Annotated in this window: 16 protein-coding genes; 5 read left to right on the top strand and 11 right to left on the bottom strand. The window is 58.9% G+C overall.

The window, feature by feature from the left end; genetic code table 11:
- Positions 1 to 40: 40 nt before the first annotated feature.
- Complete coding sequence (gene htpX, locus HU730_RS04270; protein ID WP_003189904.1) at positions 41 to 928, bottom strand: protease HtpX; 888 nt, start codon at positions 926 to 928, stop codon at positions 41 to 43.
- Positions 929 to 1,232: 304 nt separating this feature from the next.
- Entirely contained in the window at positions 1,233 to 2,444 is a 1,212-nt protein-coding gene (locus tag HU730_RS04265; RefSeq protein ID WP_044273990.1) for a pyridoxal phosphate-dependent aminotransferase, read from the bottom strand.
- 202 nt (positions 2,445 to 2,646) lie between these two features.
- Between HU730_RS04265 and msrB the strand changes: the two genes are divergently transcribed.
- Together msrB and HU730_RS04255 are read left to right on the top strand one after the other, a co-directional pair.
- Positions 2,647 to 3,039, top strand: a complete 393-nt coding sequence (gene msrB / locus HU730_RS04260; protein WP_034127154.1) for a peptide-methionine (R)-S-oxide reductase MsrB — start codon at positions 2,647 to 2,649, stop codon at positions 3,037 to 3,039.
- A 150-nt stretch (positions 3,040 to 3,189) separates the two neighbouring features.
- The gene (locus HU730_RS04255) at positions 3,190 to 3,675 is read left to right on the top strand and encodes a glutathione peroxidase (protein ID WP_034127155.1); all 486 of its coding nucleotides are present in this window, start codon (positions 3,190 to 3,192) and stop codon (positions 3,673 to 3,675) included.
- Between the two features lie 21 nt (positions 3,676 to 3,696).
- Here HU730_RS04255 and HU730_RS04250 read toward each other — a convergent pair whose 3' ends face one another.
- Positions 3,697 to 6,006 carry a response regulator gene (locus tag HU730_RS04250; RefSeq protein ID WP_186526676.1) on the bottom strand — a complete coding sequence of 770 codons (2,310 nt, stop codon included), beginning with the start codon at positions 6,004 to 6,006 and terminating at the stop codon, positions 3,697 to 3,699.
- 163 nt (positions 6,007 to 6,169) lie between these two features.
- Here HU730_RS04250 and HU730_RS04245 point away from each other — a divergent pair, with 163 nt between their 5' ends.
- Positions 6,170 to 7,060: an ATP-binding protein gene (locus HU730_RS04245; RefSeq protein ID WP_034127157.1), complete on the top strand. Its 891-nt coding sequence runs from the start codon at positions 6,170 to 6,172 to the stop codon at positions 7,058 to 7,060.
- On the top strand, positions 7,057 to 7,539 hold the full coding sequence (locus HU730_RS04240; RefSeq protein ID WP_127881383.1) for a GAF domain-containing protein: 483 nt from the start codon (positions 7,057 to 7,059) through the stop codon (positions 7,537 to 7,539). Before HU730_RS04245 ends, HU730_RS04240 begins: the two co-directional genes overlap by 4 nt.
- 69 nt (positions 7,540 to 7,608) lie before the next feature.
- On the opposite strand, the gene HU730_RS04235 is transcribed toward HU730_RS04240, so the two are convergent.
- The 7 genes from HU730_RS04235 to HU730_RS04205 all read right to left on the bottom strand — a co-directional run bounded on the left by HU730_RS04235 (position 7,609) and on the right by HU730_RS04205 (position 15,247).
- Positions 7,609 to 11,244: a transporter substrate-binding domain-containing protein gene (locus tag HU730_RS04235; protein WP_034127159.1), complete on the bottom strand. Its 3,636-nt coding sequence runs from the start codon at positions 11,242 to 11,244 to the stop codon at positions 7,609 to 7,611.
- 8 nt (positions 11,245 to 11,252) lie between these two features.
- Positions 11,253 to 11,879, bottom strand: a complete 627-nt coding sequence (locus HU730_RS04230) for a response regulator transcription factor (RefSeq protein ID WP_034127160.1) — start codon at positions 11,877 to 11,879, stop codon at positions 11,253 to 11,255.
- Between the two features lie 249 nt (positions 11,880 to 12,128).
- Positions 12,129 to 12,530 carry a response regulator gene (locus HU730_RS04225; protein ID WP_057976674.1) on the bottom strand — a complete coding sequence of 134 codons (402 nt, stop codon included), beginning with the start codon at positions 12,528 to 12,530 and terminating at the stop codon, positions 12,129 to 12,131.
- 161 nt (positions 12,531 to 12,691) lie between these two features.
- Positions 12,692 to 14,023 carry a deoxyguanosinetriphosphate triphosphohydrolase gene (locus tag HU730_RS04220; RefSeq protein WP_034127162.1) on the bottom strand — a complete coding sequence of 444 codons (1,332 nt, stop codon included), beginning with the start codon at positions 14,021 to 14,023 and terminating at the stop codon, positions 12,692 to 12,694.
- A gap of 164 nt (positions 14,024 to 14,187) precedes the next feature.
- Positions 14,188 to 14,529: a hypothetical protein gene (locus HU730_RS04215; protein ID WP_034127163.1), complete on the bottom strand. Its 342-nt coding sequence runs from the start codon at positions 14,527 to 14,529 to the stop codon at positions 14,188 to 14,190.
- Positions 14,526 to 14,930 carry a phage holin family protein gene (locus tag HU730_RS04210; RefSeq protein ID WP_005786473.1) on the bottom strand — a complete coding sequence of 135 codons (405 nt, stop codon included), beginning with the start codon at positions 14,928 to 14,930 and terminating at the stop codon, positions 14,526 to 14,528. Before HU730_RS04210 ends, HU730_RS04215 begins: the two co-directional genes overlap by 4 nt.
- Before the next feature lie 2 nt (positions 14,931 to 14,932).
- Positions 14,933 to 15,247 (bottom strand): YqjD family protein, encoded by a 315-nt coding sequence (locus tag HU730_RS04205; protein ID WP_003189926.1) that lies wholly within the window; start codon positions 15,245 to 15,247, stop codon positions 14,933 to 14,935.
- Between the two features lie 345 nt (positions 15,248 to 15,592).
- On the opposite strand from HU730_RS04205, the gene HU730_RS04200 reads away from it, so the two are divergent.
- Positions 15,593 to 16,801 carry an ammonium transporter gene (locus HU730_RS04200; RefSeq protein ID WP_057976677.1) on the top strand — a complete coding sequence of 403 codons (1,209 nt, stop codon included), beginning with the start codon at positions 15,593 to 15,595 and terminating at the stop codon, positions 16,799 to 16,801.
- On the opposite strand, the gene HU730_RS04195 is transcribed toward HU730_RS04200, so the two are convergent.
- Positions 16,788 to 18,524: a monovalent cation:proton antiporter-2 (CPA2) family protein gene (locus HU730_RS04195; protein WP_186526656.1), complete on the bottom strand. Its 1,737-nt coding sequence runs from the start codon at positions 18,522 to 18,524 to the stop codon at positions 16,788 to 16,790. The two genes, HU730_RS04200 and HU730_RS04195, sit on opposite strands and share 14 nt — an antisense overlap.
- Positions 18,525 to 18,529 lie beyond the last annotated feature (5 nt).

Genomic DNA, 18,529 nt, shown 5'->3' with positions numbered 1-18,529 from the left:
AAAGGGGCGATCAGATCGCCCCTTGTCGAGTCATCCGCTATCAGCCCCGGCGACGCAGTGCGTCAATCCGCTCTTCCAGCGGCGGGTGGCTCATGAACAGGCGAGCCAGGCCCTGCTTGATGCCGCCGTTGATGCCGAAGGCGGTCAGGCTGTCGGGCATATGCACCGGCAGGCCCTGTTCGGAGCGCAAGCGTTGCAGCGCGCCGATCATTGCGCTGGTGCCCGCCAGGCGTGCGCCGGCTTCATCTGCGCGGAACTCGCGTTTGCGCGAGAACCACATCACGATGGCGCTGGCCAGGAAGCCCAGGACCAGCTCGGCGAAAATGGTCGCCACGAAGTAGGCAATACCACGGCCTTCTTCGTTCTTGAAGATGACCTTGTCGACGAAGTTGCCGATGATCCGCGCAAAGAACATCACGAAGGTGTTCACCACGCCCTGTACCAGCGCCAGGGTGACCATGTCACCGTTGGCCACGTGCCCGATCTCGTGGGCCAGCACCGCCTTGACTTCGTCGGGCGAAAACCGCTCCAGCAGGCCCTGGCTCACGGCCACCAGCGCGTCGTTCTTGTTCCAGCCGGTCGCAAAGGCGTTGGCCTCATAAGCCGGGAAAATCCCGACTTCGGGCATTTTGATGCCTGCTTCTTGAGACAACTGCTCCACGGTTTGCATCAGCCATTGTTCATGGCGAGTGCGTGGTTGCGTGATGATCTGGGTGCTGGTGCTCATCTTTGCCATCCACTTGGAGATGAACAGCGAGAACAGCGAACCGGCAAAACCAAAGACTGCACAGAAAATCAGCAGCTGATTGAGGTTCAGATCAACCCCATTGGCCGCCATGAACCCGTTGAAGCCAAAAAGGCTCAGGGTGACGCTGGCAATCAGTACGACTGCCAGGTTAGTGGCCAAGAACAGCAGGATGCGCATCATGGTTGTAGAATTCTCCTCATGCTTAATATGTCGCTCACTGCGGGGTATATAAGGTGCGGCATGGGGTGATTCAACCGGGGGACTATTTCAAACTGTGTCCTACACCGTTGGCGTAGGGCCTTGAAGGGATTTTCCGACCTGTATTGTCAGCCTTGCTCGACCCGATGCTACCCTGTCGCCCCGTGATTATAGGGGGCACGTCATAGGCAGGGGCCAAATGAAGTACAACCGCAAGTAAGTGACACAGAAGTGTTGCCAGATAATCGCTGTACGACCCTTTGAGAGTCGTACAGCGTCAATTGCCTTACTGGCGATAGGACTTCAGGAAGTTACCGATGCGACCAATCGCCATCTCCAGGTCATCCACACGTGGCAATGTCACCACGCGGAAGTGATCCGGCCATGGCCAGTTGAAGGCGGTACCTTGCACGACCAGCAGTTTTTCTGACAGCAGCAGGTCGAGCACGAACTTCTCGTCGTTGAGGATCGGGCAGACTTTCGGGTCGATCCGCGGGAACGCGTAAAGCGCGCCCATGGGCTTCACACAGCTCACGCCGGGGATAGCGTTGAGCAGCTCCCAAGTGCGGTTACGTTGCTCCAGCAGGCGACCTTGGGGCAGGATCAGGTCGTTGATGCTCTGGTAGCCGCCGAGGGCGGTCTGGATCGCGTGCTGGCTCGGTACGTTGGCGCACAGGCGCATGTTGGCCAGCATGTCGATGCCTTCGATGTAGCTTTGCGCATTGTGCTTGGGGCCGGAGATGGCGATCCAGCCGGAGCGGAAACCCGCCACGCGGTAGGACTTGGACAGGCCATTGAAGGTCAGGCACAGCAGGTCCGGGGCCAGGGAGGCGGTGCAGATATGCACGGCGTCATCGTAGAGGATCTTGTCGTAGATCTCGTCGGAGAACACCACCAGGTTGTGCTGACGCGCCAGTTCCAGCATGCCCAGCAATACTTCCCTGGAGTACACGGCGCCAGTGGGGTTGTTCGGGTTGATGATCACCAGGGCCTTGGTGTTGGGCGTGATCTTGGCCTTGATGTCGGCCAGGTCCGGGAACCAGTCGGCGCCCTCATCACACAGGTAATGCACCGGGTGGCCGCCCGCCAAGGTCACGGCGGCGGTCCACAGCGGGTAATCCGGGGCTGGCACCAGGACTTCATCGCCATTGTTGAGCAACGCCTGCATGGACATCACGATCAGCTCGGACACGCCGTTGCCCAGGTAGATGTCCTCGATGCCGACGCCTTCGACCTGCTTCTGCTGGTAGTACTGCATCACCGCCTTGCGCGCGCTGAACAGGCCCTTGGAGTCGCTGTAACCCTGGGCGGTCGGCAGGTTGCGGATCACATCCTGAAGGATTTCGTCCGGCGCTTCGAAACCAAACGGCGCCGGGTTGCCAATGTTCAGCTTGAGGATGCGATGGCCTTCCTCTTCCAGGCGTTTGGCGTGCTTGAGCACCGGGCCGCGAATGTCATAGCAGACGTTGGCGAGCTTGTTCGATTTGCTGACCTGCATGGCGATGTGATCCTGAAAATGAACGATCCCGACGGCGTAGGCACTACCGTAGGGTGAAGCCTGCACGGCCCGCACCCATAAATACGTTTGAATGCCGATGGCGCGGGTGCCAGACTGGCGTTTTGAAGAGGCGCAATCATACGTGCCGCCTGATCCATGGAAAAGACACAGATCAGGGTTTTTCAGTTGCCGAGGTGTACCGATGGATAAGTTGCAGAAAACTGTAGATGAATGGAAGGCGATGCTCGATCCGGAGCAGTACAACGTGTGCCGTCTCAAGGGTACCGAGCGACCGTTCAGCGGCAAGTACAACGCCACCAAGACCGACGGCGTCTACCACTGCATCTGCTGCAACGAGCCGCTGTTCGATTCCAAGGCGAAGTTTGATTCCGGCTGTGGCTGGCCCAGTTTCTATGAGCCGATCGCCGACAGCGCGATGGTCGAGATCCGCGATGTCAGCCACGGCATGATTCGCACCGAAGTCACCTGCGCCAAGTGTGATGCACACTTGGGGCATGTGTTCCCGGACGGCCCACCGCCGACGGGCCTGCGCTACTGCATCAATTCGGTATGCCTGGAGCTGGTGCCGCGCTAGGCTTGCATGGTCCCTGTAGGAGCGAGCTTGCTCGCGAAAAACGTCAACGATACGGCGGGTTTCCTGAATGAACGCGGCGTCTGATAGTTTTTCGCGAGCAAGCTCGCTCCTACAAATAAGGCTCTTCTTTCCCTGACTTGAGGCATTGCCATGAGCGACTCCCTGCTGAGCATCCCTTGCACCACTATCAAGGGTGAGCAAAAGACCTTGGCCGACTTTGCCGGCAAGGCCATTCTGGTGGTCAACACCGCGAGCAAATGCGGCTTCACACCGCAGTACAAGGGCCTCGAGCAACTTTGGCAGCAATACAAGGACCAGGGCCTGGTGGTGCTCGGCTTTCCCTGCAACCAGTTCGGCAAGCAGGAACCCGGCAATGAAGGCGCGATATCCGAGTTCTGCGAGCTGAACTTCGGCGTCAGTTTTCCGCTGTTCAAGAAAATCGACGTCAATGGCAGCGATGCCCACCCGTTGTTTGTGCAGTTGAAAAAACAGGCCCCGGGGCTGCTGGGTTCCAAGAACATCAAGTGGAACTTCACCAAGTTTCTCATTGGCCGTGATGGCAAGCAGGTCAAGCGTTTTGCGCCAACCACCAAGCCCCAGGACTTGACCCAGGAGATCGAAGCCCTGCTCAAATGACCGCAATATTGCGGGTACCCATCAGAGGCTGGTTGTCTTCGGTACCCACAGTTCCAGTAAGGCGTTGAGTTCTTCACGGCGAAACGGCTTGGCCAGGTAATCGTTCATTCCAGCGGCCCGGCAACGCTCGCGTTCTTCGGCCATCGCGTTGGCGGTCAAGGCAACAATGGGCAAGTCCGGCCAACGCCCGCTCCGGCGAATTTGTCGGCTGGCCTCATAGCCATCCATCACAGGCATATTGCAGTCCATCAACACCAAGTCGAAGCGCTGGTCCTCCAGAAGCTTGAGGGCTTCGCCGCCATGGGCCGCGACGATCACCTCACACCCGAGCTTGCTGAGCATGCCTTTGGCCACCAGTTGATTGACCGCGTTGTCCTCCACCAGCAGGATGCGCGCGCGGTGCGCAAGCGGTGCGGTTTCTATCTGGACCGGGTCGAGCACCAGTTGCGCGCCGCTGCGCAGGTTGCGTTGCAGGATCTGGTACAGCGCGTTGCGGCTCAATGGGCGCGCTTGTTGCTGCAGCGGCGCCAGGGCCGTGACTTCTTCGCTGGGCAAAAAGTTGCCATAGGCGGTAACCAGCAGAATCGGCGCGCTGATGCCCGGGCGCAAGCGGAACAAGCATTCAGGGCAGTCGGTGATCAACAGGTCGGGCGCCAGCCCGCTCAAATCATCGTCCTGGGAATAGCAGCGCGGTGTCAGCCCCCAAGAGGGCAATAGCGTGGTGAGCAGCTCCGTCAGCCCGCCGCCGGCGTTGGTGATGGCGATCACCTCGCCCGTGAGCGGTGCATAGCGCATGGCAGGCAAATGCGCGGGCAGTGGGAGGTCGGCGCAGAACTGGCTGCCAAAGCCCACCTCCGAGCTGATACTCAAGCGGCCTTGCATGGCTTCGCACAGGTTATGAGTCAACGCCAGGCCCAATCCCGTCCCGCCAAACTGGCGGGTAATGCCAGCGCCGGCCTGGGTGAACGGCTGGAAGATTTTCACCTGGGCTTCCTGGGCGATGCCAATGCCGGTATCGCACACTTCAATGCTGACCCGGCCTTCTAGGGCGCGCAGACGCACATCGACGCGGCCAAAGCGGGTGAACTTCAAGGCGTTGGAGAGCAAGTTGCTGACGATCTGCCGCACACGGGTAGGGTCGCCGACCACCTGGGCGGGAAATTGCGGGTCGATCAGGCAGGTCAGCTCCACGCTCGGAGCGGCATTTTGCGAGAGCAGGTTGGCGGTATCTTCCACCAATGAGCCCAGGTCGAACGGGATATGCTCCAGTTCCAGCTGGCCGGCGTCGAACTTGGACAGGTCAAGAATATCGTTGAGCAACTCCACCAGCACTTTGCCTGAGTCATGGGCAATGGACAGTTGCTGGCGCTGTTCGGCGGTCAGCGGGCTATCCAGTGAGAGGGCAATCATGCCCAGCAACCCATTGAGCGGCGTACGAATTTCATGGCTCATATTGGCCAGGAATGCTGCCCGTGCCTGAGCCATGCCCAGCGCAGTCATTTGCGCCGCCTCCAGCTCATCGTTGGACTGGCTCAAGCGTTGGTTGCTGGCCTTGAGTTCGAGGGTGCGCGCAGAAACGATATTTTCCAGTTGCCCCAAATACTCCGTGAGGCGATCTTCGGCATGGCGCCGTTGCTGGATCTCGGTTTCCATGTTTTCGAATTGTTGGTTGGCGACGCTGACCAGCACGCCGATTTCATCGTGTTCATGCCCCGGTGGGCAATCCAGGCGCGCCTGTTTGCGTGTGCTCAGCTCGCGGATAATGCGCACCAGCGGTTGGGTGAGCATTACGTAGAACAGGCCGAGCAAAATCCCGGTGAGCAGCAGGCTGCGGGCGAAGCCGTTGAGCAGAGTGATCTCGGCGCGATGCAGGAAACGGCTGCCAAAGGCATAAGTATCGACGTCCAGGCGTAGCACACCAAGGGAGTCGTTGGGCATATGGCTGAGAAACAGTCGGTCTTCGAACTGGCGATTGGCACCAAACAGAAAATCGCTGACCGGCCGATAGTTGCTTTCCTTGCGCGGACGGTTGACGTCGGCCAGCACCACGCCATTGTTGTCGATCAACTGCGCGCGGATGATGGCGGGGGAGTGCAGCAGGCCCAAGGTCAGTTCCTGGGCGAGTTCGGCATCGATGTTGTAGGCGATTCTTGACGCCGGGTTATGGCTGATTTCAATCAGTGAGCGTATTTCACGGTTGATGGATGCGTCTTCACTGGCATAATCAATGCCGATTTGGATCAGACTGAGCAGGGTTCCCAAGACGAAACCGACCAGCACAGTTAATCTGGCTTGTTTATAAGACAAGCGGTGGGCGAACTTGATATCCATCGAGTGTTGAACCACTTAGCGTTTCCCTTCGCCCGGCAAGCATAGCTGAACATCCACAAGCTTTGGCTCGCCCGGCATGAATCGTTTGTTTGGTGCAGCCCTACAGTTTGCCGCAGGGTTGCCAATACGCCATCTTTTGCAAGAAGTTGCCAGAGGAATAGCTGTGGATTCTCGATTGAATGCCTTTCTTGAGCGCGCCGATGCGGTGCTGGCTCGCCTGGAACCGTTGTTACCCGCCCCACGCCAGGCGATCGACTGGCACCAATGCCTGGCCGCCCGCTGGCAGCGCGAAGGTCGCAATGGCTTCCTGTTACCGTTGGAAGTGAGCCTGGACATGCGCCTGTCGGACCTGATCGGTGTCGACAAACAACGTGAACAACTGGCGCGCAACACCCAACAGTTCCTTGATGGGTTACCCGCCAACCACGCCCTGTTATGGGGTTCGCGTGGCACCGGCAAGTCTTCCATGGTCCGGGCCTTGCTCGCCCAGCACGCCAACGCCGGCCTGCGTCTTATCGAGATCGAGCGTGACCACCTGGCTGACCTGCCGCGGGTGGTCGAGCAACTGGTCAAGCTACCACAACGCTTCATTTTGTTTTGCGATGACCTATCGTTCGAGGCCGGCGAAGGTGACTATCGCGTGCTCAAGAGCGTGCTGGATGGTTCCCTGGAACAGGCGCCGGAAAACGTGCTGCTGTACGCCACGTCCAACCGTCGCCACCTTGTGCCGGAAAACCAGAGCGACAATGACAACTGGAAACGCGTGGACGGCGAATTGCACCCGAGCGAGGCGGTTGAAGACAAGATTGCCTTGTCGGATCGTTTTGGCTTGTGGTTGTCATTCTACCCTTTTACCCAGGAACATTTCCTGGATGTGGTGGAACACTGGATCGGTGAGTTGGCCAGCAAGGCCGGCTTGCAGTGGCAACGCGATGAGCAGCTTGACGTTCTCGCGGTGCGTTGGGCCACTGGGCGCGGCAACCGCAATGGCCGGTGCGCCTACCAATTCGCCCGTTACTGGGTGGGTCTTAAATTGCTGGAACGTCAACCATGATCGATTTACAACAGGCCGGCAGCGGCCTTGATGGCTATGCCATGCTCTGCGCGCAACTGGAGTCACTGCTGGTTGATGAGCGCGATTTTATTGCCAACAGTGCGCAGTTTTCCGCGTTCCTGTTCAACCAGTTGGATGACTTGAACTGGGCTGGCTTTTATCTCAATCGTAACGAAGAGCTGGTGCTTGGGCCCTTTCAGGGGCAGATCGCCTGTGTGCGCATTCCGTTTGGTCGCGGCGTGTGTGGTGCGGCTGCGGCCTCACGGAAAACCCAGCGCGTGGAGGACGTGCACGCGTTCCCAGGCCATATCGCCTGCGACAGCGCTTCGAATAGTGAATTGGTGGTGCCATTGGTCAAGGACGGCCAACTGATTGGTGTCCTTGACCTCGACAGCCCATTGCTGGGCCGCTTTACCCCTCAGGACCAGGAGGGGATTGAGCGGCTGGCGGAGATTTTCCTGCAGTTGACCGACTGCTGAAGCGGTGGGTACTTATGCTGGTCGCGGTAGGAGCGCATTTGCTCGCTCCCGCCACGACGGGCCCTGTTGCTATGGGGCTTGCAGCTCATCGAGTTGAACCCGCAGCATCTTCTCCAATTCCAGCATGAGCTGTTCCAGGGCCCTGATGCCGCTTTCGATCACGGCCCACTCCTCATTGCGAGAACAGGTTTGCTCCAAGGCTTCGCATTGCCCCGCCAACGAATGGGCTTGAACGATGCGGGCGGCACCCTTGATCTTGTGGGCTTGCTCAATGATGTCCGAGGGGGGCGCGTGTCGATCCCGCAGTTCGATAAGGACCTTGCGGTCGTGAAGGCTGCTGCTCAGCAGCTCCTCCAGCAAGCGTCGGCTCAACTGTGGATCACCGCCGGTCAGCGCTTCCAGGCATTCGAGGTCCAGCCGTTGGGGCACGGTTTCAGGGGCGATATGTGCCAGTTGGCGCTCTAATACGGTAAGGCTGATGGGTTTGAACAGGCAGTCATCCATGCCGGCTTGCACGCACCGTTGCCTTTCCTCCGGCTGGGCGTTGGCGGTAAAACCCAGTACCACGCAGGGCACCAATTGTTCGCGTTGCTCATATTCACGGATTGAACGACTCAGTTCGTAGCCATTCATGATGGGCATGTTGCAGTCGGCAATTACCAGGTCGAAATGCTCTTTACGCCAGGCCTGGAACCCTGCGGCTCCGTGCTCGGCAGCGATGAATTTATGCCCCAGGTAGCCCAATTGCTGGCACATCAGCAGGCGATTCGCCGGATGGTCGTCTACCACCAGTACGTTAAGCACCCGTGCGGTGGCCGGCGTTGGCGGCGTGTGTTCACCCACCGCCTGGATCGCTTGCAGGCGAGGCATGCTCAGGTTGACGTGCACCTGGGTGCCGACCATGGGCACGCTGCTCAGGCTCAATTGGCCGCCCATCATCGCGCACAGGCTGCGGCAGATCACCAGACCCAGGCCCGCGCCACTGCGCGCCAGTTGCCCTGAGTTGTCCGCCTGGGCAAAGGGTTCGAACAGGCGTTGTTGGTCATCCCGGCTGATGCCGATGCCGGTGTCTTCCACCACCAGTTTCAGCTCGATCTGCTCCGGGGCCTGGGTAGGCTGCAGCTCGACCTTGATCTTGACCTGCCCTTGTTCGGTGAACTTGATCGCGTTGCTCACAAGGTTCGATAGCACCTGCTTGAAGCGCAGCGGGTCTATCAGCACCTCGATATCGTTCAGGTCGGGTTTGAACTCCAGCAGCAGGCTGAGGGTTTTCTGCCGTGCGAGACCGTCGAAGACGCGCACCACTGATTCAATTACCTCCCGCAGGTTGACGCGCTCCGGCGCCAGGCTGAGGCGGCCGGACTCGATACGCGCGATGTCGAGAATGTCACCGATCAGCTCCAGCAGGTCTCTGGCCGAGTTGTACGCCACCTCGATCGCCGGACGGTCAAGGTGTCCTTGGTCGGCGCGCTTGAGCGTCAGTTCGAGCATGCCGATCACAGCGTTCATCGGGGTACGAATCTCGTGGCTCATGGTAGCCAGGAACGTGCTCTTGGCGCGGTTGGCTTCGTCGGCGCGCTCCTTGGCAGCGCGTAGTTCATCGAATAGCTGGCGTCGGTCACTGATATCGATCCAGCCACCGATGATGCCCTGGACTTCACCCGTAGAGTCGCGGTAGGGAAGGATCCAGTGATAGATGGTCAGTTTCTTGTCGTGGATATGCAGGCTGCGATCGAGGATCAGCGGGTTACCCTCGGCCACCACACGCAGATAGTCAGCATGATACTGGGCTGCCTCCGACGCCAGCGCCATGGTCATCTGGGTCACGCTTTTGCCGATCACCTCTTCGCGCTTGACGTCGAACACCTGCAGGTAGCTGTCGTTACAGGTCTGCAACAACCCATTGCGGTCGCGCACGTAGATCGGATGGGGCGTCTCATTGACCAGTGCACGCATGAACTCGAACTGATCGTTGAGGGCACGTTCGGCCATTTTTCGATGCTTGATCTGGCGACGCATGTAGGCGTTCCAGGCTAGGGATATCAACAGCAACAGCCCGGTGCCGATGATGATTCGCGCGATCAGTTGATGGTAATTACGCCAGTAGCTGTCCGATGCGGCGGTGTAGCCACGCCAGCGACTGTTGATTACGCCCATTTCATCCGGGGCAATGCTGAGCAGCGCCTTGTCGAGTATCGAGCTCAACTCCGTGGCTTGGCGCGAGGTAGCAAGAGAGAAGGTCGCTGGGGTCGTGCCGATGCTGGCGCTTATTTGCAATTTATCCTGGAAGACCTGGGATGACAGGAAATAGTTGGCGATCACCAAGGTATTCACTGCCCCATCCACTTGTCCCTGTGCTAGCAGCTCCGATGCTCTGAACGTATCACTGGTTTCCACCAGTTGAACCTGCGGGAAGTCTTTGCTCAAGGTCGCGGCCAGTGGGTTGCCTCGGGTGATTGCCAGACGCTTTCCTGCCATCTGCTCCATGTTCGAGGGGGCACCTTGCTCTCTGCGTGTCAACAATACATAGGAGTTTTCCAGGTAGGGGCGGCTGAAATTAAGCTGCGAATCTCGTTCGTTGCTGGGCACGATGGCACCGATCATATCGACTTTCTGGGTCGCGACCTGGTCGATCATCGCGCTGACATCGCGCCCGCGCTGCACCGAAAAACGCAGGCCGGTGCGCAAGCGAATCAACTCAAGCAAGTCGGCGGTGATGCCGCGAAAGTTGCCGTCTGCATCGAAGAACGTCAGGGGCGCGAAAGTTTCGTTGACGACCACGGTGACCACCGGATGCTCTTTGAGCCAGCGCTCTTCGCGCTGGGTCAGTTGCAGCTTCTTGTCGGTCAGCAGGATGTCGCTGCCGGCGCTCCAGCGCTTGGCAATACTGTCCCTTTCGTTGATGGGCACTGAGGCCAGGGCTGAATCGACAATGCTGAGGAGCATCCGGTTGTCCTGGCGCGTGGCAAAACTGAAACCATAAGCTTCATGTTTGCCGAAGTTGGCCATGCGAATGTTCTTGAGATAGCCCTTGTTGATCATGTAATGGGTGGAAATGGTGTCACCGAGAAACACATCCGCCTGGTCGAAGGCCACTGCATTCAAGGCATTCTGATAGGACGGGTAGGCGCGGATGCTCGCCTTGGGGTACAGCTTCTCCACCTCATTGAGCGGCAGGTAGTGATAGACAAGGCTCAGGCGCAGCCCATCGAGGCCTTCGCTGAGGCTGCGGGTTTCTCCCTCGCGCGTGACCAGCACCGGCTGGTCCACGGCATAAGGTTCGGAGAGGATAAGATTTGGCGTCGCAGCTTCAAACCCGTTTGAGGAGCCCAGCAGGTCAATTTCCCCGTCTTCCAGGGCGCGAATGGCCGCCGCTCGGGAGGGGTAGCGCATCACATTGATTGGCAGGGAGAGTGCCTTGGCCAGTAATCCTGCGTAGTCGGCGGTAAGGCCTTCGTAGTCATGGCCGCTGGAAGTGAGGTCGAAGGGCGGGTAATCAGGTGTGGATGTCCCCAGCGTGAGTTCACGTTTGTTCTGCAGCCACTGGCGCTGGGCCTTGTCAAAATGAGTGTCCAGTTGAACAGCTCCCGCACGACTCAAGAGGGTGAAACGTTCCGGGCTGGTTTGGTGCTCCGCCAGCACGGTAGTGCTGAAGTACAAACCGGCACTTAATATAATCAGATAGTCCTTTATACGCCTGGGCATCCGCTTTCTCACACTAGCGCGTTTCGTTTTGCCATCTCGATGAGTTCTACCAAGGATTTGGCTTTGAGTTTCTGCATGAGTCTCTTTTTATAAGTACTGACCGTCTTGTTACTTAAAAACATACCTTTGGCAATTTCCTTGTTAGTGCGACCTTGCGCAAAAAGTTGCAGGACCATCAACTCTCGGTCATTAACTGACTTGAACAGTTCCAGCTCCTGGACATCCATGCCTTCGGCTCCGGGGCCACTCAATGCCTGACTGGGGAAGTAGTTGTAGCCGGACAGGACAGCGCGAATGGCGCTCAGCAATTCGCTCAGGTCACCCTCCTTGCACACGTAGCCTTCGGCGCCCGAGCGCATGCACCGCGTAGCAAATAGCGTTGGGCACTGGGCCGTGAGCACCAGGGTCTTCATGGAGGTGTTCATGGCATTGAATCGGCAGAGCACCTCGAGACCGTCGAGTTTCGGGATGCTGATATCCAGAATCACCAAGTCTGGAAGGCACTCACGGACCATTTGTATGGCATCGCACCCGTTGTCTGTTTCGCCGACGACCTTGTAACCTTCGTGCTCCAGCAACATTCGAATAGCAAGCCGGATAACGGGGTGGTCATCGATAATAAAAACTGAGTTCATAATCACATTCCATGCAGGTGCAAATAAAGCGGGCACATTAGCTCAGAAGATAAGGGCACGGCATGAAGCGCACGAGCAGTAGATGCAAAACAGGAAAGTTCCTACAATTAAAAAGGTATACGCCTACAAGTTGATGGGTAGTCGTGACAGAGCATGTGAGCGCTTCGAGCGCAATCGTGGCATGGTGATAGGCTTGAGTTTTTACGGCGGGCTTCGTAGCGTATTTCGTCGAAGAAGATGTTTAAAGTCCTACGTAGGGGGGGTAAAAGTTAAGCCGATTAACTTTTCAAGTTCGTCCTTGTTCAACGGTTTTGATAAATAGCCAAGAAACGGAAGACTTCGTTGCGAGGCTTGTTTTGTCAGGCTCATCAGTTCTGGCGTGGGTAACCCGCTTAACAGAATAGCGCTGGTAATGAAGCGCCGACGGCTGGCGATTTCCACTAGTTCAAGTCCGGGCAGGTCGGGCAGGCATTGGTCGCACAACATCAGGTCAAAGGGATGTTCGGACTGGCTCATTGTGCGTATGGCCTGCTCTGCGTTTTCCACCGCAGTCAGTTGATCGAAGCCGAAGCTGTTGAGCAGGCATTGGGTGGCCAGAAGTTGAAACGGGTGATCCTCCACCAAAAGAATACGAAGAGAGTATCTGGGCATAGAAAGCACACAGTGAGGCAAGCGTCGATGGGGGCAGTAGAATTGCTCGGTCGGTTGGGAACGCGTGATTATTCTTCGGATGCTTGTACGAATTCGATCAGTCCGCTCTGTTCCCATCGTAGGGCAATTCGTTTCAGGGAACAGGCGGTCGGATGCAAGCGTTACTGAGGGCTGGAACGCCCAGTCATTTCCCGTGCCATTTCGGTGGCGTAGCTGTCGGTCATACCGGCAATGAAGTCGATCATTCGCAGGAACGAGGCGTGCAGTGGCCAGGCGGGGTCCGGCGCGCTGTTGCCCAGCAAATCGAGAATGCGCCGATTCTTGAACGACGGTGTTCGCCCGCCATGTTGTTCAAGGGCCGCGCCGCAGAACGCGTTCAGCAGGATTTCCAAGGTGGTGTAAGCGCCGATTTCATGCAATGTCTTGCGCTTGTCCTGGAAAATTTTCTTGCGCGCCATGTCTTTGGCATCCAGCACGCAGCGCTTTGCCGGGCCGTGCATATGCTCCACCAGGTCTCCCTGCAGCGTGCCGGCCAGCAGGGCGTCCTGCTGTTCGACAAACGCCTGCGCAGCCGCATTGGTCAGGTGCTCGATGGCTTTGCCACGCAGGATCGCCAGCTTGCGTCGGCGAGAGTCCAATGGGCCCAGCTGGCGATAGGTTTGTGGCAGGTCATCACCGACCAGGTCGAGCAACAACGACTCCACTTCGCTGTACTGCAGAAGCTCCATTTCCAGGCCATCTTCCAGGTCGATCAACGCGTAGCAGATGTCGTCGGCTGCCTCCATCAGGTAGACGAGCGGGTGACGCGCCCACCGTTGTTCCTCTAACTGGGGCAAGCCAAGCTTGTGGGCGATCTGCTCAAGAATTGGCAACTCGCTCTGGTAACAGCCGAACTTGTGTTTCTTGTAGCCCAGCGAGTCGGCGTGACGGGCAGTCCAGGGGTATTTGAGGTACGTGCCCAAGGTGGCGTAGGTCAGCCGCGTGCCGCCGTCGAACTGGTGGTATTCAAGTTGGGTGAGTACCCGAAAGCCCTGGGCATTGCCTTCGAAGTTAAGGAAGTCATTGCGTTCGGCGCTGCTCATGCCATCCAGCCAACCTCGCCCGGCGGCCTGTTGGAACCAGTGGCGAATGGCGTCTTCGCCGGAATGCCCGAATGGCGGGTTGCCGATGTCATGGGCCAGGCAGGCCGATTGCACCACCATGCCCAGGTCGCTGGGGTCGCACCAGTCGGGCAGGGCGCTGCGCAGGGTTTCGCCCACGCGCATGCCGAGTGAGCGCCCCACGCAGCTGACTTCCAGGGAGTGGGTCAAGCGTGTGTGGATATGGTCGTTGCTCGAAACCGGATGCACTTGGGTCTTGCGTCCCAGGCGCCGGAATGCGCCGGAGAAAATAATGCGGTCGTGATCTTTGTGGAAGGGGCTGCGGCCCAGTTCTTCAGGGCTGTGCAGGGGTTTTCCAAGACGTTCGCGGGTTAGCAGGGTGGGCCAATCCAAGGCGCAGGCTCTCCGTAGTGTGAATGACAGTTCCAGCTTCCCGGTTCGGCCTTCAAGGGCAGGCGAATCCAGCGGTCGGCCGCGTCGGTATCAATTAACAGGCAGCGCAAAAAACCGCAATGACCAGCAGGTGTCTGGTCATTGCGGTCATCGGCTAACGAGGGTCAGCTTTTGCGCGAAGAGCCTTGCATGGCCAACTTGATCAGGGGGATCAAGCCGGCCCCCAGCCGCACCAGGCGCGTGATGCTGCTGATACTGCCGCCCTTGGCGCCCTTGCCGGTAAAGAAGCCCATCAGCGTAACCGCCGCCACACCCCACAACGGCGCGTGCTTGATGCCCAGGCTGTCCTGCCAGTTGTGGCGCATGTTGCGCATTTTGTGCAGGGGCGCCATGAGTTGTTGGGACTCATGACGGATTTCCTGGCGGTGCATTTCCATGCGCAGGCGAATCAAGGCTTTGCGCATTTCCCGGCGAGAAGTATTTTGCGGGATCTCAGTCATGCTCATGGCAGCAGGCGCTCCCGGTCATTGGCCAGTTCTTCGAGCGTGGCGTGGAAGGGCGTGGACTCATCGAATACCGCCGCCTTCAAGCGCACACCGCAGAACGCAGCGGCCAGGCTGTAGAACACGCAGAGGCAGATGATGCCGGTCAGGCGATAGCCCGTGTCCCAAACCAGGATCATCACCAGCGTCGACAACCCCACCAGCAACAGCAGGGCAAACACCAACGCCAGGCCGGCAAACAGCAAAAGGCTGACGGTACGGGCCTTTTGCTCTTGTAATTCAATGCCGAACAACTCGACATGACTGTGCAGCAAGCCCAGCACAGCTGCGCCCAGGCGTCGGGAAGTTGAACCGCTTGCTGAGGAATGTGCGCTCGTGGATGAGCTGGATTCGCCAATAGACATGGTTAGCGCCTTGTAGCCAATAGACCGATCAAAAAGCCTACGCCGGCAGCAATGCCGACTGACTGCCATGGGTTGGCTTGCACGTAGTCTTCGGTGGCGGTGATTGCCGCCTGGCCGCGCTCGCGCAATGAGTCTTCGGTCAGTTGCAGGGTCTCGCGGGCCTTGAGCAGGCTCTCGTGGATCTTGGTGCGCAACTCGTCAGCCTGGTCACCGGCCAGCACGGCAGTGTCGTCCAGCAGCTTTTCGGTATCGCTGACCAGGGTTTGAAAATCCTCCATCAGTATCTCTTGAGCAGTCTTTGCTGTTTTACCGGCCATGGTTATCTCCGTGGGTAGCTGATCTGTACGTGTGGTTTCGAGTCGCGGCGTTCGCTGAAGGTTCATTGCAATTGTGTGGTACAGCTTTTGCTTTGCCTTGGTGCGCAGGCCTTGGAGCCTGCGCTGAATCCGGGCGGTCGAGGTGAAAACCTTGGAAAACCTTACCCTAAATCACTTAATTTCGCGGAAAAACCCTTTCGGCAACGGCCTGTTGTGTTGATCGCTGCGCTAAAGCGGTTCACGCCCTCTGAAGAAAGGCGGAGCCGGCGGTGCCAATTTAGTGCGCTAAACCCTGGCTTGAACCGCTTTGGTGCTTTTTGCCTTGATGCAGGCCTGCCAACCTCCATGGAAAACTTGCAAAGCGCGGTGGACACCCTCGTCCACAGCTCCAATACCTTGTTCATTCTGATTGGCGCGGTCATGGTGCTGGCCATGCACGCCGGCTTTGCCTTCCTTGAAGTTGGCACGGTACGGCAGAAGAACCAAGTCAACGCCTTGTCGAAAATCCTCAGTGATTTCGCGATTTCAACGCTGGCCTATTTCTTTATAGGCTATTGGATCTCCTACGGTGTGAGCTTCCTGCAACCGGCCGCGGTGATCAGCGCCGATCATGGCTACGGCCTGGTGAAGTTTTTCTTCCTGCTGACGTTTGCCGCGGCGATTCCGGCAATTATTTCCGGCGGGATTGCCGAGCGTGCGAAGTTTGCCCCGCAGCTGTGTGCCACCGCGCTGATCGTGGCGTTTATCTACCCGTTCTTCGAAGGCCTGGTATGGAACGGCAACCTTGGCCTGCAAGCATGGCTGCTCGCAACCTTTGGCGCCAGCTTCCACGACTTTGCCGGTTCCGTGGTTGTTCACGCCATGGGCGGCTGGCTGGCGCTGGCGGCGGTGTTGCTGCTGGGCCCGCGCAATGGGCGTTATCGTGAAGGGCGCCTGGTGGCGTTTGCGCCGTCGAGCATTCCTTTCCTGGCGCTGGGCTCGTGGATTCTGATCGTGGGCTGGTTCGGCTTTAACGTGATGAGCGCGCAAACCCTCAATGGCGTCAGTGGTCTGGTGGCCGTCAATTCGCTGATGGCCATGGTCGGCGGCACCGTGGCTGCCCTGGTAATTGGCCGTAACGATCCCGGTTTTCTGCACAACGGTCCGTTGGCCGGGTTGGTGGCAGTCTGCGCCGGTTCCGACCTGATGCATCCGGTGGGCGCGCTGGTCACGGGCGTGGTCGCTGGCGGCTTGTTCGTGTGGTGCTTTATCGCTGCCCAGGTGCGCTGGAAGATCGACGACGTGCTGGGCGTGTGGCCGTTGCATGGCTTGTGTGGCGTGTGGGGCGGCATTGCCTGCGGCATCTTCGGGCAGGCTGCCCTGGGTGGACTGGGCGGCGTGAGCCTGATCAGCCAGTTGATCGGCACCGGGCTGGGCGTGGCGGTAGCATTTGGCGGCGGCTTGCTGGTGTACGGCGTGATCAAGCGCGTGCAAGGGCTGCGCTTGAGCCAGGAACAGGAGTATTACGGTGCGGACCTGTCGATCCACAAGATCGGCGCGGTCAGTCAGGACTGATCGGCGCGTCTTCGTCAGTGTGTGGCGGTGGGTAGAAACCGTGCAGCAGGCGATAGTGGTTGCGCCGTACTTCATTCACTCGCGCCTGCACCTGTTGGTCCGGCAGGCCCAGCAGGATCAGGGCGTGGGAGGCGAGCATCAGGCTCGACTCCAGCAACTCGGGCACCACCTCGCTGGCGCCCGCGGCCTTGAGTTCAGCCAACTGGCTGTCATCGCGTGTGCGCACCAGGATCGGCACGTCTGGGTTGATCTGCCGCGCCTCCTTGAGCACCACCAGGGCGACATCGCTGTTGTCCACCGCGATCACCGCCAACCGCGCCCGTTCCAGGCCGACGGCGCTGAGCAATGCACCACGGCGGCAGTCGCCGTAATGCACACTGCTGTCCTCGGTGGCGGCTTCCTGCACCCGTTCGGGGTCATCATCCAGGGCGATAAACGCCTGTTGTTCGCGGCGCATAAAGCGCCCGATGGACTGGCCTACCCGGCCATACCCGCAAATCACCACGTGTCCGTGCAATTGAGCGTTGAGCGCGGTGATGTGTTCCAGTTGCACTTGCTGGTTGGGCTTGCGATGCAGGCGCAGCGCGATGGCCGGTGCCGCACGTAACAGCAGCGGTGTCAGCAGCATCGAGCAGAAGGTGGCAGCCAGTAGCAGGCCGTTGAACTCATCGGGAATCAACCGGCTCTGCTGCATCTGCGCCATCAGCGCAAAACAGAACTCGCCGCCCTGGGCCAGCGCCAGACCGCTGCGCCAGGCTGTTTCGGTGTCACTGTTACGCCACTTGACCAGCGCCGCGACCACGCTGCCTTTGACCAGCATCAGCGTGAGCGTCAGGCCGAGGATCAACAGGCTGTGGCTGACGAACAACTGCAGATCGATGAGCATGCCGATGCTGACAAAAAACAGGCCCAGCAGGATGTCGCGAAACGGGCGGATATCGGCTTCGATCTGGTGTCGGTAATGACTTTCCCCCAGCAGCATGCCGGCCAGGAATGCACCGAGGGCAGGGGACAGGCCCAGCAGGTGGGTGAGCCAGGCGGTGAGCAAGACAATCACCAGCGCCAGCAGCACAAACAGTTCCGCCGAATGAGACGCGGCGACTTCACGGAACAGGCGCGGCAGCAACCAGCGGCTGGCGAACAACAGGCCCACGAACAGCACCACGGTCTTGCCCAAGGTCAGCGGCAGCGCCCAGTACCAGGCTTGGTCGCTGCTGCCGGCAAATACCGGTACCAATGTCAGCAGCAACACCGCTACGACATCCTGGAACAGCAACACGCCGATCGCATTCTGGCCATGACTGCTGAAGATTTCCCCGAGGCTGGTCAATTCCTTGCTGACAATGGCCGTGGACGATAACGCCAGCCCTGCGCCCAGCAATAACGCGATGCCAGGCGCGAGGCCTAAGCTCATCAACAAAACACCCAGCAGTGCCCCGCACCCCAGCACCTGCAGGCTGCCCAGGCCAAATACCACGCTGCGCAGCGCCAACATTTTCGACAGGGAAAACTCAAGCCCCAGGGAAAACAGCAGGAACACCACGCCCATCTCGGCCAGGTCCGGCAGGTCTTCGTTGTCATTGACCCAGTCCAGCGCGGTGGGGCCCACTGCCAGGCCTACGCACAGGTAGCCCAGCACGGGCGGCAGCTGCAGCCGGCGAAACAGTGCAATCACCACCAGGGATGAGGCCAGAATAATCAGCAGGTTGGCGAACACAGGCATCTCCG

Origin of the sequence: Pseudomonas sp. SWRI22, assembly GCF_014268395.2 — a bacterium.
Lineage (GTDB): Bacteria > Pseudomonadota > Gammaproteobacteria > Pseudomonadales > Pseudomonadaceae > Aquipseudomonas > Aquipseudomonas paracarnis.
The sequence above is the reverse complement of the archived record's forward strand: the minus strand, read 5'-3'. Positions and strand labels throughout refer to the sequence as shown.

Excerpts from the sequence above, each read along its gene's own strand:
- HU730_RS04200 (WP_057976677.1), top strand. The coding sequence starts at position 15,593 with ATGGAAAACTTGCAAAGCGCGGTGGACACCCTCGTCCACAGCTCCAAT.
- HU730_RS04235 (WP_034127159.1), bottom strand. The coding sequence starts at position 11,244 with ATGCCCAGGCGTATAAAGGACTATCTGATTATATTAAGTGCCGGTTTG.
- HU730_RS04240 (WP_127881383.1), top strand. The coding sequence starts at position 7,057 with ATGATCGATTTACAACAGGCCGGCAGCGGCCTTGATGGCTATGCCATG.
- htpX (WP_003189904.1), bottom strand. The coding sequence starts at position 928 with ATGATGCGCATCCTGCTGTTCTTGGCCACTAACCTGGCAGTCGTACTG.
- HU730_RS04215 (WP_034127163.1), bottom strand. The coding sequence starts at position 14,529 with ATGAGCATGACTGAGATCCCGCAAAATACTTCTCGCCGGGAAATGCGC.
- HU730_RS04205 (WP_003189926.1), bottom strand. The coding sequence starts at position 15,247 with ATGGCCGGTAAAACAGCAAAGACTGCTCAAGAGATACTGATGGAGGAT.
- HU730_RS04195 (WP_186526656.1), bottom strand. The coding sequence starts at position 18,524 with ATGCCTGTGTTCGCCAACCTGCTGATTATTCTGGCCTCATCCCTGGTG.
- HU730_RS04250 (WP_186526676.1), bottom strand. The coding sequence starts at position 6,006 with ATGGATATCAAGTTCGCCCACCGCTTGTCTTATAAACAAGCCAGATTA.
- msrB (WP_034127154.1), top strand. The coding sequence starts at position 2,647 with ATGGATAAGTTGCAGAAAACTGTAGATGAATGGAAGGCGATGCTCGAT.
- HU730_RS04210 (WP_005786473.1), bottom strand. The coding sequence starts at position 14,930 with ATGTCTATTGGCGAATCCAGCTCATCCACGAGCGCACATTCCTCAGCA.
- HU730_RS04230 (WP_034127160.1), bottom strand. The coding sequence starts at position 11,879 with ATGAACTCAGTTTTTATTATCGATGACCACCCCGTTATCCGGCTTGCT.
- HU730_RS04255 (WP_034127155.1), top strand. The coding sequence starts at position 3,190 with ATGAGCGACTCCCTGCTGAGCATCCCTTGCACCACTATCAAGGGTGAG.
- HU730_RS04265 (WP_044273990.1), bottom strand. The coding sequence starts at position 2,444 with ATGCAGGTCAGCAAATCGAACAAGCTCGCCAACGTCTGCTATGACATT.
- HU730_RS04225 (WP_057976674.1), bottom strand. The coding sequence starts at position 12,530 with ATGCCCAGATACTCTCTTCGTATTCTTTTGGTGGAGGATCACCCGTTT.